The sequence below is a fragment of the Pandoraea iniqua genome (genome assembly GCF_902459685.1).
GTDB lineage: Bacteria > Pseudomonadota > Gammaproteobacteria > Burkholderiales > Burkholderiaceae > Pandoraea > Pandoraea iniqua.
This window is the reverse complement of sequence record NZ_CABPSF010000005.1, coordinates 195,088-212,266: the sequence shown is the minus strand read 5'-3', so window position 1 is coordinate 212,266 and position 17,179 is coordinate 195,088. Positions and strand designations below refer to the sequence as shown.

The 17,179-nt window shown below is 62.0% G+C and carries 16 protein-coding genes; 1 reads left to right on the top strand and 15 read right to left on the bottom strand.

The genetic code is table 11. The features are described 5' to 3' along the window. Positions 1-56 precede the first annotated feature (56 nt). Entirely contained in the window at positions 57-491 is a 435-nt protein-coding gene (locus PIN31009_RS18600; protein ID WP_150791235.1) for an NfeD family protein, read from the bottom strand. Positions 492-647: 156 nt separating this feature from the next. After that, positions 648-3,038, bottom strand: a complete 2,391-nt coding sequence (gene ppsA, locus PIN31009_RS18595) for a phosphoenolpyruvate synthase (RefSeq protein ID WP_150686531.1) — start codon at positions 3,036-3,038, stop codon at positions 648-650. 264 nt (positions 3,039-3,302) lie between these two features. Here ppsA and ppsR point away from each other — a divergent pair, with 264 nt between their 5' ends. Beyond that, complete coding sequence (gene ppsR, locus PIN31009_RS18590; protein WP_150791234.1) at positions 3,303-4,202, top strand: posphoenolpyruvate synthetase regulatory kinase/phosphorylase PpsR; 900 nt, start codon at positions 3,303-3,305, stop codon at positions 4,200-4,202. Positions 4,203-4,215: 13 nt separating this feature from the next. Here the strand turns inward: ppsR and PIN31009_RS18585 are convergent, their stop codons facing one another. From PIN31009_RS18585 to frr, 13 genes are all read right to left on the bottom strand, one after another. Continuing rightward, on the bottom strand, positions 4,216-4,995 hold the full coding sequence (locus PIN31009_RS18585) for a TrmH family RNA methyltransferase (protein WP_150791233.1): 780 nt from the start codon (positions 4,993-4,995) through the stop codon (positions 4,216-4,218). Next, entirely contained in the window at positions 4,992-5,627 is a 636-nt protein-coding gene (rnhB, locus tag PIN31009_RS18580; RefSeq protein WP_174996274.1) for a ribonuclease HII, read from the bottom strand. The genes PIN31009_RS18585 and rnhB overlap by 4 nt, the downstream gene beginning before the upstream one ends. A gap of 122 nt (positions 5,628-5,749) precedes the next feature. Further along, positions 5,750-6,925 (bottom strand): lipid-A-disaccharide synthase, encoded by a 1,176-nt coding sequence (gene lpxB / locus PIN31009_RS18575; RefSeq protein WP_058378968.1) that lies wholly within the window; start codon positions 6,923-6,925, stop codon positions 5,750-5,752. Between the two features lie 3 nt (positions 6,926-6,928). Beyond that, positions 6,929-7,744 (bottom strand): acyl-ACP--UDP-N-acetylglucosamine O-acyltransferase, encoded by an 816-nt coding sequence (gene lpxA, locus PIN31009_RS18570; protein WP_150686527.1) that lies wholly within the window; start codon positions 7,742-7,744, stop codon positions 6,929-6,931. 17 nt (positions 7,745-7,761) lie between these two features. Next, positions 7,762-8,238, bottom strand: a complete 477-nt coding sequence (gene fabZ / locus PIN31009_RS18565) for a 3-hydroxyacyl-ACP dehydratase FabZ (protein ID WP_058378970.1) — start codon at positions 8,236-8,238, stop codon at positions 7,762-7,764. Next, the gene (gene lpxD, locus PIN31009_RS18560; RefSeq protein WP_150791231.1) at positions 8,235-9,293 is read right to left on the bottom strand and encodes a UDP-3-O-(3-hydroxymyristoyl)glucosamine N-acyltransferase; all 1,059 of its coding nucleotides are present in this window, start codon (positions 9,291-9,293) and stop codon (positions 8,235-8,237) included. Before lpxD ends, fabZ begins: the two co-directional genes overlap by 4 nt. A 14-nt stretch (positions 9,294-9,307) precedes the next feature. Continuing rightward, the gene (locus PIN31009_RS18555; protein ID WP_425495498.1) at positions 9,308-9,844 is read right to left on the bottom strand and encodes an OmpH/Skp family outer membrane protein; all 537 of its coding nucleotides are present in this window, start codon (positions 9,842-9,844) and stop codon (positions 9,308-9,310) included. Positions 9,845-9,896: 52 nt separating this feature from the next. Beyond that, on the bottom strand, positions 9,897-12,200 hold the full coding sequence (gene bamA / locus PIN31009_RS18550; RefSeq protein WP_170936025.1) for an outer membrane protein assembly factor BamA: 2,304 nt from the start codon (positions 12,198-12,200) through the stop codon (positions 9,897-9,899). 91 nt (positions 12,201-12,291) lie between these two features. Beyond that, positions 12,292-13,692: an RIP metalloprotease RseP gene (gene rseP, locus PIN31009_RS18545; RefSeq protein WP_150686525.1), complete on the bottom strand. Its 1,401-nt coding sequence runs from the start codon at positions 13,690-13,692 to the stop codon at positions 12,292-12,294. A 47-nt stretch (positions 13,693-13,739) separates the two neighbouring features. Further along, positions 13,740-14,939 (bottom strand): 1-deoxy-D-xylulose-5-phosphate reductoisomerase, encoded by a 1,200-nt coding sequence (gene ispC / locus PIN31009_RS18540; protein WP_150791230.1) that lies wholly within the window; start codon positions 14,937-14,939, stop codon positions 13,740-13,742. Positions 14,940-14,941: 2 nt separating this feature from the next. Further along, a complete protein-coding gene (locus PIN31009_RS18535; protein WP_150791229.1) occupies positions 14,942-15,751 on the bottom strand; it encodes a phosphatidate cytidylyltransferase in 810 nt (269 codons plus the stop codon). Further along, positions 15,751-16,533, bottom strand: a complete 783-nt coding sequence (uppS, locus tag PIN31009_RS18530; protein ID WP_150686522.1) for a polyprenyl diphosphate synthase — start codon at positions 16,531-16,533, stop codon at positions 15,751-15,753. Before uppS ends, PIN31009_RS18535 begins: the two co-directional genes overlap by 1 nt. A gap of 64 nt (positions 16,534-16,597) precedes the next feature. Then, positions 16,598-17,158 carry a ribosome recycling factor gene (gene frr, locus PIN31009_RS18525; RefSeq protein WP_058378978.1) on the bottom strand — a complete coding sequence of 187 codons (561 nt, stop codon included), beginning with the start codon at positions 17,156-17,158 and terminating at the stop codon, positions 16,598-16,600. Between the last annotated feature and the right edge of the window lie 21 nt (positions 17,159-17,179).

Here is a 17,179-nt window from a genome sequence, read left to right as displayed (position 1 = left end):
CACTGCAACGCGTTTGCCCGGCGCGCCAGTAGATCAGTGACTTTTCCTATGCAGGTCTAGCCGACTTCGTGCACCACGAACAACCGGCTGCCGCGCACTTCGCGAATCACGAACCAACCGGCACTCGGTGCCTCACCCGGCAGCAACTCGACATCCCACTCTGCGCCCCGGTACTTGGTGCGCGCGCTGCCGTCGGCCTGCCATACTTCGACATGCAAACGCTCGCCGATATCCAGATTGGCATTCGGATCGGCCGTCACGTCGACCTTGATGCGACGACGCCCGAACTTGCTTCGCCGCAACAGCCAGACCGCCACGGCAGCCACCACCGCGGCCACCACCAATTGCCCCGGCCAACTGACGCCCAACAACGCCGCCACACCGCCCGCAAACATGCCCAGCGCAACCATCAGCAAATAGAACGTGCCGCTGGCAAGCTCCAGCACTACAGTCAATCCGGCGACGCCGAACCACAGCCAAGCCTGCTCCATTGCGATCCCCAGAAAACAAAAAACCCCGGTGTATTACCGGGGTTTATAGCATGAAACCGTGGCGATCAGCGCACGCGTCCCATGGGGCTTTCAGCCATTTGGGCGACGTCCGGCACGTGGACCGGACGCTTCCCAAACAACGCCGACGCCGTTACCTCACTTCAGCACCTTAGCGAGTTGCTGCCACGTCTCAACCACCGTATCCGGGTTGAGCGACATGGAGGCAATGCCTTCCTTCGCCAGCCATTCGGCCAGATCCGGATGGTCCGACGGGCCCTGACCGCAAATACCGACGTACTTGCCCTTCGCCAGACATGCCTTGATGGCACGGCTCAGCATGAAGGTCACCGCCGGATCGCGTTCGTCGAAGTCCTTGGCCAGCAACTCCATACCCGAGTCGCGGTCCAGACCCAGCGTGAGCTGCGTCAGGTCGTTCGAGCCGATCGAGAAGCCGTCGAAGTACTCGAGGAACTCGTCGGCCAGAATGGCGTTCGACGGCACTTCGCACATCATCACCAGCTTCAGACCGTTCTCGCCACGCTTCAGGCCATGGCCTGCGAGCATGTTGACCACGCGCTCGGCCTGACCCAGCGTACGCACGAACGGCACCATGATTTCGACGTTCGTCAGACCCATGTCGTCACGCACGCGCTTGAGTGCACGGCACTCCATGGCGAACGCTTCGGCGAAGTCTTCCGAGATGTAGCGCGAGGCGCCACGGAAACCCAGCATCGGGTTTTCTTCATCCGGCTCGTAACGCGAACCGCCGACCAGCTTCTTGTACTCGTTGGACTTGAAGTCCGACAGACGCACAATCACGCTCTTCGGGTAGAACGCCGCCGCGATGGTGGCAATCCCTTCGGCCAGCTTGTCGACGTAGAACGCCTTCGGCGACGCATGACCGCGAGCCACCGACTCGACCGCCTTCTTCAGGTCCGCGTCGATGTTCGGGTACTCGAGAATCGCGCGCGGGTGCACGCCGATGTTGTTGTTGATGATGAATTCCAGACGCGCCAGACCCACGCCTTCGTTCGGCAGTTGCGCGAAGTCGAAAGCCAGTTGCGGGTTGCCCACGTTCATCATGATCTTCACCGGGATCTTCGGCATTTCGCCGCGCTGGATCTCGGTCACTTCGGTCTCGAGCAGACCGTCGTAAATCTTGCCTTCGTCGCCCTCGGCACACGACACCGTCACCAGTGCGCCTTCCTTGAGCACGTCGGTGGCGTCGCCGCAACCGACCACGGCCGGCACACCCAGCTCACGCGCGATGATGGCCGCGTGGCAGGTACGGCCGCCGCGATTCGTCACGATGGCCGAAGCACGCTTCATCACCGGCTCCCAGTTCGGGTCGGTCATGTCGGCCACGAGCACGTCGCCCGGCTGCACACGTTCCATCTCGCTCGGGTCCATGATCACGCGCACGGGACCGGCGCCGATCTTCTGACCGATAGCGCGGCCCGTGGCCAGCACCGGCGCATCGCCCTTGAGCTTGAAGCGTTGTTCGATCTTGCCGGCCGACTGGCTCTTCACCGTTTCCGGGCGTGCTTGCAGGATGTAGATCTTGCCATCCTTGCCGTCCTTGCCCCACTCGATGTCCATCGGACGGCCGTAGTGCTTTTCGATGATTAGCGCGTACTTGGCCAACTCGACGCAATCGTCGTCGGTGATCGAGTAACGGTTGCGCAGTTCCATCGGCACGTCGATGGTCTTCACACGGCCCGGTTCGCCCGGCTGCGTGAATTCCATCTTCAGAAGCTTTGAGCCCAGCGTGCGGCGAATGATCGGGTACTTGCCGGCTTTGAGCGTCGGCTTGAAGACGTAGAATTCGTCCGGGTTCACGGCGCCCTGCACCACCGTCTCGCCCAGACCGTAGCTCGACGTGATGAACACCACGTCCTGGAAGCCCGATTCGGTATCGATGGTGAACATCACGCCCGATGCGCCGGTGTCCGAGCGGACCATGCGCTGCACGCCGGCCGACAGTGCGACCTCGGCGTGCGTGAAGCCCTTGTGCACGCGGTACGAGATAGCGCGGTCGTTATAGAGCGACGCGAAAACGTGCTTCATGCGATCGAGCACGCTGTCGATGCCGACCACGTTCAGGTAGCTTTCTTGCTGACCGGCGAACGAAGCATCGGGCAAATCTTCTGCCGTCGCCGACGAACGCACGGCAAACGACGCGTCCGGCTGGTCGGCCGTGATGCGCGCGAACTGCTCGCGGATGTCTTTTTCGAGTTGCGGTTGCAGCGGTGCGTCGACGATCCATTGACGGATGTCGGCACCGGCTTCTGCGAGTGCCTTGACGTTATCGACGTCCAGACCCTCGAGACGCTTGGCAACGCGTTCGGTGAGATTGTTGTGTTGGAGGAACTCGCGGAAAGCAAAAGCGGTCGTGGCGAAACCACCCGGCACGCGCACGCCGGCGCCGGCCAGTTGGCTGATCATTTCACCAAGCGATGCATTCTTGCCGCCGACCGACTCAACGTCGGTCATGCGCAGATGCTCAAACGGCACCACGTAGGCGCCGTCGTGTGCTGCGTTAGTCATAAAAGCCCCTAAGGTAAGAAAAAAAATTCTCGGCGAATCGGCTGGGACTGACATGGGCCGACTGACCTGTTGGATAAGAAATCGCGCTGTGGCGATGTCGGCGGCCAGGGGCTAGCTCCCGACAACTTGCCTCGACCGTCCGAATTTCCCGGAGCGCCGCACCGGGCGGGCCTCTGACAGGAACTCGCGCGACGCTCGCGCAATTGCTTATCCAACAAGTTGCCGCTATTCTACCGTGCAATGCACCATTTTGCGATTCTGCGCATGAGCGAAGCCTCTACTCCCCCGAATTCCCCCGTAAGCCCCGCCGATGCTGCCGATACGTCTGCCGCAGCGGTCAAACCCGTGAGCGTGCGCCCGGTCTTTATCGTGTCCGACGGCACGGGCATCACGGCGGAAACCTTCGCGCATTCGATCCTCGCGCAATTCGAGATGCGTTTTCGTCAGATTCGCGTTCCGTTCGTGGATTCCGTCGATAAAGCCTATGAAACGGCGCAACGGATCAATGAAATGTATCGGGTCGACAATGTCCGCCCGATTATTTTCAGTACGCTCGTCGATGCACGGGCGAACGAGATCCTGCGTAACACGCAGGGCGTGATTCTCGATATGTTCCAGACGTTCATCGAGCCACTCGAGCTTGAACTAGGCCTCAAGTCGATGCACGCCATCGGCCGCGTGCACCAGAACGCGGACAGCGAGGCGTACAAGAACCGGATCGAAGCGGTGAATTTCTCGCTGGCGCACGACGATGGCCAGTCGAACAAGAACCTGAAGAGCGCGGATGTGATTCTGGTGGGGGTTTCGCGCAGCGGCAAGACGCCGACGACGCTGTATCTCGCCATGCAGTACGGGGTGAAAGCGGCCAACTACCCGCTGATTCCGGACGATTTCGAGCGCGAGAAGCTGCCCTCCACGCTCGATCAGTTCAAAGACAAGATTTTCGGCCTGTCGATCGACCCGATCCGCCTGTCGGAAATTCGTAACGAACGCCGCCCGGGCAGCAAGTACGCCTCGCTGGAGAATTGCCGTTACGAAGTCAACGAAGCGGAAGCCATGATGCGCCGCGAAGGCATCAAGTGGCTGTCGTCGACCCACAAGTCGATCGAAGAAATCGCCACGACGATTCTTCAGGAAATCAAGCTCGAACGCGACGTGTATTGATAGCCAACCCAGCTCAACCCAGCCGCTGACGCACCGCCTCGAACAGACAGATCGCGGCGCACGCGGCCACGTTGAGCGACTCCATGCCGCCCGGCTGCGGAATCCGCACGGGCGTCTGCACACGCTCCAGCCAGTGCGGCGACACGCCCGCCCCTTCGTTACCGAAGATCCACGCGACCGGCTGGCGCAAATCCTCCTGATACAGCGAAGTCTTCGCCTGCAAGCTTGTCGCCAGCAACGGCACCGCCAGTCGCGGTGCCAGTGAATCCGGCGTGCAGTGTTCGACGATATTCAGCGAAAAATGCGCGCCCATGCCGGCTCGCAGCACCTTGCTCGACCACGCCAACGCGGTGCCCGACATGCAATACACGTCTCGCACCCCTGCGGCTGCCGCGCTGCGCAGAATCGACCCGACGTTGCCGGCATCCTGTACCGCATCGAGAATCACGCAGTCTGCCGTCTGTGACGCCGGCAGGTGACCATTCGGCATCTCCACCACGAACAGCAGCGGCACGCCGTTGACCAGCGTCGAGAGCGGCTCGAACAGTGCATGCGGCAGGCTGACCCGGCGATCGGGCTCGACGCGCGCCCAGATGGCGGCGACTTCGTCGTTATCGAGCGCCTCTTCCGCTGCCACGCAAACGAGCGGCTGACCCAGCGCATCGAGATACGCATCGGCCAGATGCACGCCTTCGAGCAGCGTCTGCCCGAGCTTGCGGCGTTGCTGGTTCGACTGTGCGAGCTGCTTCAGTCGCTTGTAAAACGGGTTGTCTTTGGAGCTGATCAGTTTCATGACGTTCGGGCCACGCAGGAAATCGTGAGCATGCCGAATTTCTCGAACGCTTCACGCACCGGCGCAAACGATTGGCGGTGATGCGGGCTCGGCCCGTGCGTGCGCAAAGCTTCCAGATGGCGCGGCGTGCCGTATCCCGCGTGCTCGTCGAAGCCATACTGCGGGAACGCCTCGTGCAGTTCAACCAGTTGACGATCGCGCGTCACCTTCGCAAGGATCGACGCGGCGGAAATGGCCGGCACCTTGTCATCGCCCTTGACGATGGCTTCGGCACGCATGGGCAACACCGGGCAGCGATTCCCGTCGATCAGCGCCAGCGACGGCACGCGCGGCAAGCCAATCACGGCGCGCTGCATGGCCAGCATGGTCGCGTGCAGGATATTGAGCGAATCGATCTCGGCGACACTTGCTTCGGCGATGTAATACGCCAGCGAGCGCTCGATAATCTCTTCATAGAGCGCTTCGCGGCGTTTCGCCGTCAGCTTCTTCGAATCGGCGAGCCCTTTGATGGGACGCGACGGATCGAGAATGACCGCCGCCGTGACTACCGGCCCCGCGAGCGGGCCACGGCCCACTTCGTCGACACCGCAGATCAGATCGGCCGCAATTTCGCCGAACAGATCCAGCGACATTTGTGGCACTGTGGCCTTGGCAGCACGCGTACGCGGCTTCGCAGCCGCTGATGCTACGTCGGCCGCATGCTGGCCACGCGGCGTGCTACGGCTCGTCCTGCGCGCTTTGACGACCTCGTCGCTCATAGCCGCCCTTTCTCGCGCAGCACGCGCTCAATCACTTCCGCCGCACGTGCGGCCGTATTCTGGCGCAATTGCTCGTGGATTTTGGTGAAGCGCGCCTGCAACGACTCGCGCAGCGCGGGGTCGGTCAGTTGCTTCCACACGGCATCGGCCAGCGCTTCCGGCGTCGCGAAATGCTGCAACAACTCCGGCACGACAAACTCGCCGGACAGGATGTTGGGCAAACCGACATACGGCAGGTAGCCTTGCCGCTTCATGATCTGCGCGGTCAGCCAAGGCACCTTGTACGAAATCACCATCGGCTTCTTGTACAGCGCCGCTTCCAGCGTGGCCGTACCGCTCGCCAGCAAGACGCTGTCCGACGCTTCGAGCGCCAACGGCGCTTTCCCGTCGGTCACCGTCAGATTCAGGTCGCTATGCGCGTCGAAAATCGGTTGCATCAACGTGCGCAGACGCGGCGTCGCGGCGGGCAGGACAAACCGGATCGACGGATCGCGTTGGGCAAGCAGGCGCATCGCCGCGAAAAAGACCGGTGTCAGGCGCTGCACTTCGGAGGTGCGGCTGCCCGGCAGAATCGCCACGACCGGCGCATCGCCCGTCAGACCCAGCTTGGCGCGAGCGCCTGCCACATCGGGCACCATCGGAATCTTGTCGGCCATGGGGTGCCCGACAAACGTCGCATCGATGCCCGCGCGATGGTAGATCTCCGGCTCGAACGGAAACAGGCAGAGCATGTGATCGACGGCGCGCTTGATCTTCTTGATGCGTCCACCGCGCCATGCCCAGATCGACGGGCTCACGAAGTGAATCGTCGGCACGCCGGCCTCACGTAGCTTGATTTCGAGATCGAAGTTGAAATCGGGCGCATCGAATCCGACGAACGCCATCGGCTTGTCAGCCAGCCAATGCTCGCGCAGTTGCTTGCGGATCGAGAGAATTTCGCGCAGATGCTTGATGACTTCCACATAGCCCATGACCGACAGCTTGTCGATCGGCCAGTAGGCGTTGAAGCCCTCTTCGGCCATATGCGGGCCACCGACACCTGCATACGCGATGTCGGCGGGAAGACTCTGCTTGAGACCGGCAAGCACGTTGCCGGCAATGAGATCGCCAGACAACTCCCCGGCCACCATCGCCAGGGTTCGCTGGCCGGTACCGGGAAGGGTCGGCGGCATAGGTCAGCGCACGATACCGCGCGTGCTGGTATTGAGGAAGTCGAGCAGTGCGAGCACCGAGCTGTGAACATCGGCAGCTTCGGTGGCGGGTGCGGCAGCCGAGTTGGCTTGATCGAATGCTTCGATCTGCGCCTTGGCTTCGTCGAGCGTCAGGCCGCTCTTGTAGAGCAGCTTGTACGCATCGCGCAACGCCTTGATCGCATCGGCGGAAAAACCGCGGCGACGCAACCCTTCGACGTTGATGCCGTAAGGCACCGCGCGGTCGCCCGAGGCGATCACGAACGGCGGCACATCCTGCACGAGGACCGACGCGCCACCGACCATCGAATGCGCACCGATACGCACGAACTGATGCACGCCGGTCATGCCGCCGATGATGGCCCAATCGCCAACATGAACGTGCCCTGCCAACTGCGCATTGCTCGAGAACACCGTGTGATTGGCCACGTGGCAATCGTGCGCGATGTGCACGTACGCCATGATCCAGTTGTCGTTACCGACGCTGGTCAGGCCGCCGTCCTGCACCGTACCGGTGTGGATGGTCGTGAACTCGCGAATCGTGTTGCGATCGCCGATGACGAGCCGGGTGGGCTCGCCAGCGTATTTCATATCCTGCGGCGTGCCGCCAATCGACGCGAACGGGCCGATCTTGTTGCTCTCGCCCAGCGTCGTGTGACCGTCGATGACCGTGTGCGACAGGATCTGCGAGCCCGCACCGATCGTCACGTTCGGCCCGACGATGGCGTACGGACCGACGACGACGTCGTCAGCCAGCTGCGCCTTGGGATCGACAACTGCGGTGGGATGAATATTCGTCATGGACGTCTCGGTTCCGGTTATTCGCCGTTCTTCTTGACCATGCACGTAAACTCGGCCTCGGCGGCAACATTGCCATCGACGAGTGCCTGCCCCTTGAACCAGTAGATGGAGCGCTTGTGCTTCACGAAGTCGACGTCGAGCACGAGCTGGTCACCCGGTTCGACCGGACGCCGGAAGCGAACGTTCTCGATACCCACGAAATAGTAGAGCGTGTTCTCGTCATGCACAGCCTCTTCCGAGAACGTGAGCAACGCAGCGGCCTGAGCCAGCGCTTCGACGATCAACACGCCCGGCATCACCGGACGCTGCGGATAGTGCCCCGTGAAGTACGGCTCGTTGATCGTGACGTTCTTGATGACCTTGATGTTCTTGTGCGGCTCGAGAGCGATCACGCGGTCCACCATCAGCATCGGATAGCGATGGGGCAACAACTTCATGATCTTATGGATGTCGAGCTTGCTGACGTCGACGATATTGGTATTGGTCTCGCTCATTTGTCTTGCAGGTCCTTGACCTTCGCTTCAAGTTGACGCACGCGGTCGCGCATCTTGTCCAGATTGCGCATGATCGCCGCGTTTTTATTCCATTCGGCGTTCGGAATTGCCGGAAACGCGCTGGTGTAGGTGCCCGGCCCCGGAATCGACTTCGACACGCCCGATTTGGCCGTGACGATGACACGATCGCCGATGGTCACATGGCCCGCTACGCCGACGGCCCCGCCCAACATACAGAACTTCCCGATGGTACTGCTGCCGGCAATGCCCGTGCAGGCGGCGATGACAGTGTAGGCACCGACCCGCACGTTGTGCGCGATCTGCACCTGATTGTCGATCTTGCAACCGCGCTCGATCACCGTATCGGCCATCGCGCCGCGGTCGATCGAGGTCGACGCGCCGATTTCGACGTCGTCTTCGATCACTGCCCGGCCGACTTGCGGAATCTTCACCCACTCACCGCCCGCGGCGGAGAAGTCAGGTGCGAAACCAAAACCGTCGGAGCCGATCACTGCACCCGCGTGAATCACGCAGCGCGCGCCGATCACACTCGTGTGGTACAGCGTCGCATTCGGATACACATACGCGTCGTCGCCCAGCGTCGTGCCACGGCCGACGAACACGTTCGCCACCAGTTGCACGCGCTCGCCGAGGCGAACACCGGCTTCGATCACCACATTCGGGCCGATCACGCACGACGCCGGCACGACTGCCGTTACGTCGACCACCGCACTCGGGTGGATGCCCGCGGCAGGCGCCGGCATGGCGGCGTCGGCGAACATCTGCGCAACGCGCGCAAAGTACGCGTACGGATTGGGCGCGATGATCCACGCACGGCCATCGTGAGACGGCAGTTTGTCGAAATCGGCTTGGGAGAGAATTACGGCCGCCGCGCCCGAATCGGGCACTTCGGCGAGATATTTCGGATTGGACAGAAACGCGAGTTCACGCGCACCGGCACGATCGAGCGGCGCCAGCCCTTCGACGGAGACCTCGCCGTTACCGACGAGCGTGCCACCGAAGCGGGCCACCAACTGAGCGAGTGAGACCGACATGGAGCGCGCGCCCGTCACTTGCCGCCAGTGCCGCTACCCGAACTCGCGTTCAGCGTCTTGAGCACCTTGTCAGTGATATCGATGCGCGGGCTCACGTAGACCGCTTCCTGCACGATCAGATCGTACTTTTCCGACTCGGCAATCGACTTGATCACGCGATTGGCGCGATCGAGCACGGCGGCGAGTTCTTCATTACGACGCTGGTTCAGGTCTTCACGGAATTCGCGCTGCTTGCGCTGGAATTCGGTGTCGGCCGCAGCCAGATCGCGTTGACGCTTGGCGCGCTCGGCGTCGGACAACGTAGCGTTGTCCTTGTCGAGCTTGTCCGACATCGCCTTGAGGCGTGCTGCCATGGCCTGAAGGTCCTGATCCCGCTTGGAGAACTCGGCTTCGAGCTTGGCTTGTGCGGCCTTAGCCGGTGCCGAATCGCGCAAAATGCGATCCGAATTGACAGCGGCGATGCGCGCATCCTGGGCCGAAGCGGCAAATGCCGCACCGGCCAGCAACGCCGCGGCCACGCCGCGCAGGCAATGCTTACGGATACCGTTCAATGTATTACCCCTTACAACGATGAAACATTCGGAACCGGTCGATGTGCCGTCGTTAGAACGACGTACCGACCTGGAACTGGAATTTCTGATACTGGTCGCCCGTCTTCTTGACGAGCGGGAAGCCCATCGAGAGCTTGAGCGGGCCAATCGGCGAAATCCACGACAAGCCGAAACCGTAAGAATAGCGCAGGTTATTCAACGTAATCGCCTGACCGTTATCGAACACGTTACCGCCGTCCATAAACGTGAAGATACGCAGCGTACGGTCATAACCCGTGCCCGGCAGCGGGAACGTCAGTTCGATGTTACCGATCAGCTTCGATGCACCGCCCAACGGTTCGCCGTTGGTGTCCTTCGGGCCCAGCGAGCTCGGTTCAAAACCACGCACCGAGCCGATACCGCCGGCGAAGTAGTTCTTGAAAATCGGGAACGGCTGACCGCCCATCCCGTGGCCGTAGCCCACTTCACCGTTCAGTGCCAGCGTGAAGCCGCGGCTCACCGGGTAGTAGTACTGGTGCTGGTAGTACGCACGGAAGTACTTGGTCGTCCCGATCGGCGTACCGACTTCAATGTTGGCCTGCTGATAGTGACCGCGATTCGGGATCAGCGCGCTGTCACGCGAGTCGCGCGACCAACCCACCGTCAGCGGGTAGTTGTTGCTGACGTAACCGAACTGGTTCGCGTAGTCGATGTAGCGTTGCGGCGTCGTGCCGTCGCTGGTCAGGTGCAGACGCGTCTGTTCGAAACCGATACCGAAGAACACGGTATCGACTTCCGAGAACGGCACACCGAACTTCAGGTTGCCGCCCAGCGTGTTGATACGGAAATCGGAGTCGCTCGTGAGCAGCAGCGGCTGATACGTACGGTAGTACACGTCGGTAATACGGCTCACGCCGTCGACGGTGAAGTACGGATCGACCTGCGTCACGGCCAACGTACGGTAGGTCTTACCGGTATTCACGTTCACCGACAGCGACGTACCCGAACCGAACACGTTGTCCTGACTGATACCGGCTTGCAGCACCACCTTGTCGGTCGACGAGAAGCCGGCACCGACGTTGATCGTACCGGTCGGCTTTTCTTCCACCTTCACCTGAAGGTCGACCTGATCGTTCGAACCGGCGACCGGCTCGGTCGTCACGTTCACGTCGGTGAAGTAGCCCAGACGGTTGATACGGTCTTGCGAGAGCTTCAGGCGGTCGGCGTCGTACCACGAGCTTTCCAACTGGCGCAGTTCGCGGCGAATCACTTCGTCACGCGTGCGCGAGTTGCCCACGATGTTGATCTTGCGCACGTACACGCGGCGGCCCGGATCGATCGTCAGCGTCAGCGCCACGGTGTGGTTGTTACGATCGATGGTCGGCTGGGCGTTCACGTTGGCGAACGCGAAGCCGTAGTTGCCGAGCAGGTCCGAGATCGCTTTCGTGCTCGCTTGCAGCTTGGCAGCCGAGAACGTATCGCCGGCCTTGAGCTGCACGAGCTTCTGCACGTCGTCCTGCTTGCCGAGCATTTCGCCGGTGAGCTTGACGTCCGAGACCTTGTACGGCTCGCCTTCGTGCAGGTTGATCGTCAGGTACATCTCGTCCTTGTCCGGCGTGATCGAGACGTCGGTGGAGTCGATGTTGAATTCCAGATAGCCGCGGTTCAGGTAGAACGAACGCAGCTTCTCCAGATCGCCCGTGAGCTTGTCTTTCGAGTACAGGTCGTTCTTCGAGTACCACGACAGCCAGTTCGGCGTGCCCAGTTCCATTTCGGCTTGCAAGTCCGACGTCGAGAACGCCTTGTTGCCGACAAAATTGATCTGCTGGATCGTCGCCTTGGGGCCTTCGGTCACGGCAAACTGGATGCCCACGCGATTGCGTTCGAGCGGCGTAATCGTCGTCTTCACCTCGGCTGCGTAGTAACCGCGCGTAAGGTATTGACGCTTGAGTTCCTGTTCCGACTTGTCGAGCAAGTTGCGGTCGAAGGTGCGGCCTTCGGTCAGACCGACCGAGCGCAGTGCCTTCTTCAGACCGTCCTTGTCGAATTCCTTGATGCCGAGGAAGTCGATGGTTGCAATGGCGGGGCGCTCATTGACGTGCACCACCAGCACGCTGCCTTGCGCTTCAACGCTCACGTCCGAGAACAGGCCCGTGGCATAAAGGGCACGAATTGCTTCGGTGCCCTTATCATCGTTGAACTTGTCGCCCGGCTTGACCGGCAAGTAAGAGAACACGGTGCCGGGTTCAATACGCTGCAAGCCCTCCACTCGGATATCCTTGACCACAAACGGCTCGACGGCGCGTGCCAGGAAACTGTGTGCCGCCAGAACCGCAATCACCAGGGTCTTCGGAACAAGGTGGTATTTATTCGACAACTTGCTTCCCCAAGAAACAATTGAATCGTGAAAAACTCGGATTTGCCTGCGACCGGCAGGCACGTGACGCTGTCAGGGCGGAAGAATCACCCTAGTGCAACAATTTCGACAGGTCATTGAAAAGTGCTACGGCAGAGAGCGCAAGGATGCAAACGATGCCCACTCGTTGCAGCGCGCCCTGCCACCGCTCGGAGACTGCCCGACCGGTTATCGCTTCGACCGCATAATATAACAGATAGCCACCGTCCAAAACCGGAATCGGTAGCAGATTCAATACGCCCAGGCTAATGCTGACAAGGGCCAGAAAGGCTACGAAATAATCGAGGCCGAGTCGCGCCGATCGCCCCGCATAATCCGCAATCGTGACTGGACCGCTCAAATTCTTGAGCGAGGCCTGCCCCGTGATCATCTTGCCGAACATCCGCACACTGAACGCCGTGACATCCCACGTGCGTTGCGCGCCGCGCCCCACCGCTTCGAACAGTCCGTAACGCACCGTCACGGTGTCGACCTGACTCGCCAGCGCCGCACCGATCTTGCCCACACGCGCCCCGCCCGCCTGCTCGGCGTCGACTTCGGCGGTCGGCGTAAGCGTCACATTCTGTGTCGCGCCCGCCGCCCCTTCACGCCGAATCGTCAGCGTCAGCGGTTTGCCGGGATGCGCACGCACGGCGTCGACGAGCGCTTTGGCCGAGGCGACCGGACTGCCATCGATCGCCGTGATCTCGTCGCCCACGCGCAGGCCGGCCTTGCCCGCCGCGCCGTCGGGCAGCAATTGCCCCACTTTGACGCGCGCCGACGGCACCAGCCCCAGCCGCTGCATAAAGTCCTGCTCGCTGTCGGCATCGAAATGCTGACCGGCGGCGTCAAGCGTGTATTCCGCCCGGCCATCGCGTGTGCGCGCCACGAGCGTGACACGCTGGCCGTCGATCATCGGGTCGACCAGACGCCAGCGCAGATCCTCCCACGAGCGCACCGGGCTTTCGTCGCCCACGGCTTCGTCCGGGCTATTGCCGTTCTCGCGAACACCGGTAATAAGTTCGCCGCCCGCCAGACCGGCGCGCGCGGCCAGCGTGCCCGCCGCCGGCGCAGCCACGCGCGCGACCGGCTCGGTCACGCCCGCGAGATTCAGGCCGGTGTACAGCGCAATGGCAAGCAGGAAATTGGCGATCGGTCCCGCCGCGACGATGGCGAAGCGTTTGTAGACCGATTGATGATTGAATGCGCGTGCCCGATCTTCGGGCGCCACGACCTGCGTCTCGTCACGCTCGTCGAGCATGCGCACATAGCCGCCGAGCGGCAGCGCGCAAAGCGTCCATTCGGTGCGATCCCGGCCCATCGTCCACTTGACGAGCGGCGCACCAAAGCCCACCGAGAAGCGGAGCACCTTCACACCGCACAGCCGCGCGACCGTGTAGTGGCCCAACTCATGGAATACCACCAGCACACCAATGGCGACGGCGAAGGCGAGCAACGTGGTGAGCAGGGTCATGAGCGAGATCGGGCCGCGGTGGTATTACGACAACAGGGAAAACAGCGTCATGACGACGCCGGTGCCGGCAGTTTGGCCACATAGGCCGTTGCCAGTTCACGGGCACGGCGGTCGGCTTCGAGCACGACGTCGAGCGACAACGCTTCACCCACCGCCTCGCTGTCGAGAACGTGCTCGACAACCTGCGAGATCGCCGTGAAGCGAATGCGGCCTTCGAGGAAGGCAGCGACCGCAATTTCGTTTGCCGCGTTGAGCAACGCGCCGGCCGTGCCGCCGCGATGCAGCGTTTCGAACGCGAGGCGCAGGCACGGGAAGCGGCGCAGGTCCGGCGCTTCGAACGTCAGCTTGCCGATGTCGGCGAGATTCAGGCCCGCAACGCCCGACGTCACGCGGTCCGGGAACGCCAGCGCGTGAGCAATCGGCGTGCGCATGTCGGGGTTGCCGAGCTGCGCGAGCGTCGAGCCATCCGTATAAGTGACCATCGAGTGGATCACGCTTTGCGGATGAATCAGCACTTCGATACGCTCGGGCGGCATATTGAACAACCAATGCGCCTCGATCACTTCAAGGCCCTTGTTCATCATGCTCGCCGAGTCGACCGAAATCTTCCGCCCCATCACCCAGTTCGGATGAGCGCAGGCTTCATCGGGCGTCACGTTCTCAAGCGAAGCCAGTTCGCGTTCGCGGAACGGGCCGCCGGAAGCGGTCAGCACCAGCTTCTCCACGCCGCGCGTGGAAATGCGGTTCTCGCCGGCCACTTGAGGCAGGCACTGGAAAATAGCGTTGTGTTCGCTGTCGAGCGGCAGCAACGTGGCACCGGCGCGTTCGGCCGTTGCCATGAAAAGCGCCCCGGAGAGCACCAGCGATTCTTTGTTCGCCAGCAGAATGCGCTTGCCGGCGCGCGCGGCAGCCAGCGTCGATTGCAGACCGGCAGCGCCCACGATGGCCGCGACGACCATGGTGGCTTCGGCCGCTTCGGCCACATCGATCAGCGCCTGCGGACCGTAGGTCACTTCGATCTTCAGTCCGGCTTCCGCCAGACGTGCCGCAATCTGGCGGGCGCCGTCGGCATCCGCCACCACGGCAACCTGTGGGCGGTGCGCGACGCACTGCTCGAACAAGCGGTCGAGGTTACGGTGCGCCGTCAGCGCGTAGACGGAAAAACGATCGGGATGACGGCCCACGACATCGAGCGTGCTGACGCCGATGGAGCCGGTGGAGCCAAGAATGACGAGACGTTGCGACATGATCAGACGAAGAGCAGAGCCAGTGGCAGCACCGGAAGCAACGCGTCGATGCGATCGAGCACGCCCCCGTGGCCGGGCAGCAGCGCGCTGGAATCCTTCACGCCGGCTTGCCGTTTGAGTTGAGATTCGAACAGGTCGCCGACAACCGAGAAGGCCACCAGCACCGTGAGCGCGATCACGCCAAGCCCAAGGCCGAGCGTGTTGGCGAGATGCGAAACAATGGTCGGCGCCTGAAGGCCGCTTGCGAGCACGACACCCGCCGTGACCAGCACCAACAGCCAGCCGCCGATGGCCCCTTCCCACGACTTCCCCGGACTGATCGACGGTGCCAGCTTGCGCCGCCCGAATGCGCGCCCGGCGAAATAAGCACCGGTATCGGCAAGCCAGACGATGACGAGCACCGACAGCAGGAATGCCACGCCTTGCTCACGCGCCAGACACAAGGCCTGCCACGCGGCAATCAGCAGCACGGGGCCGGCAACGAGCAGCAGGCCGCGCCATGCGCCTTTCGTCGCCGGTTTGCGCAACAGCGTGAAGGGACCGGCAAGCACCCAGAAAATGGCGGCGGGCTTGAGCCAGATATGTGTGAGCGTCCAGCCGCCCACCCACGTCATGCCCACGCCGAGCAAGGCAAGCGCGCCATAAAACACCGCGCCGGTGCCGTTCAGGCCGACCAGGCGGCCCCATTCCCAACCCGCCGCGGCAACGATCACAGCGGCGAGCAATGCAAACTGCGCCGGCGTACCGACGAAGATCACAGGCAAGAGAATGGCGAGGAGTACGACAGCGGTAATAACGCGTGTCTTGAGCATCAGGCGGAATGTCCCGAGGGGTTCTGGACTTGCGCGCTGGTACGGCCAAAGCGGCGCTCACGTTGCTGAAACTCGGCAACCGCGCGTTTAAGCGTATCGGCGTTGAAGTCCGGCCAGAATTCTTCGGTGAAATACAGTTCAGTGTACGCCAGTTGCCAAAGCAGAAAATTACTGACGCGCTGATCGCCACCGGTGCGGATGAACAGATCCGGTTCCGGTGCGTAAGCCATGCTCAGATACGGCGCGAGATCGTCTTCGGAGAACGACGTCTCGAGTCCGGCGGCCCCACCCTTCGCCACGCGCTCGGCAGCGAGCTTCTGCGCGGCTTGCAGGATGTCCCACCGGCCACCGTAGTTGGCGGCAATGGTGAGCGTGAGGCCTTTGTTGTCTTTCGTGCGCTCTTCGGCACGGCGCACCAGTTCCTGAATGCGCGGTTCGAAGGCTTCGAGGGCACCGATGACGCGCAGGCGAATGCCGTTGCTATGCAACTTGCCCACTTCGCGCTCGAGCGCGAGGATGAACAACTGCATCAGCGTCGAGACCTCGTCCTGCGGACGGCGCCAGTTCTCGGAACTGAACGCGAACAACGTCAGGTACTCGACACCGAGTTCGGCGCAGGCCGTCACGGCCTCGCGCACGGCATCGACGCCGCGCTTGTGCCCTGCTACGCGCGGCAATTTACGACTGGTAGCCCAACGCCCGTTGCCATCCATGACGATGGCAACGTGGCGCGGAATACTTGCTGTTTCAGGAACAGTAAGCGTGGAGCTGAGAAAACCCATTGAGATACGGCGCGGGAGTCAGGGCGTAGGTCGGCGAGAAATCAGACGTTGAGTGCTTGCGCACTCACACCTTCATGATCTCGGCGTCCTTCTGCTGAACCAACTCGTCGATCTCGACGACGGACTTGTCCGTCAGCTTCTGAACGACATCGCTGCCACGGCGCTCGTCGTCTTCCGAGGCTTCCTTCTCTTTCACGAGTTTCTTGAGCTGCTCGTTGGCGTCACGGCGCAGGTTACGCACGGCAACCTTGGCGTTTTCGCCTTCCGACTTGACCAGCTTGGTCAGCTCACGGCGACGCTCTTCGGTCAGCATGGGCATCGGCACGCGAATCAGATCGCCTTGGGTGGCCGGGTTCAGACCGAGATCGGCGTCGCGAATGGCCTTTTCGACCACACCGACCATCTTCTTTTCCCACGGCTGCACACCGATCGTGCGGCCGTCGACGAGCGTCACGTTAGCGACTTGCGAGATGGGCACCATCGAGCCGTAGTAGTCGACCTGCACGTGGTCAAGCAGACCGGTATGCGCGCGTCCGGTACGAATCTTCGCAAGGTTGCCCTTGAACGATTCGATCGAGCTCTGCATCTTTTGCTCGGCATTCTTCGTGATGTCAGCAACGGTCATGACAACCTCCAAACCTAGAAT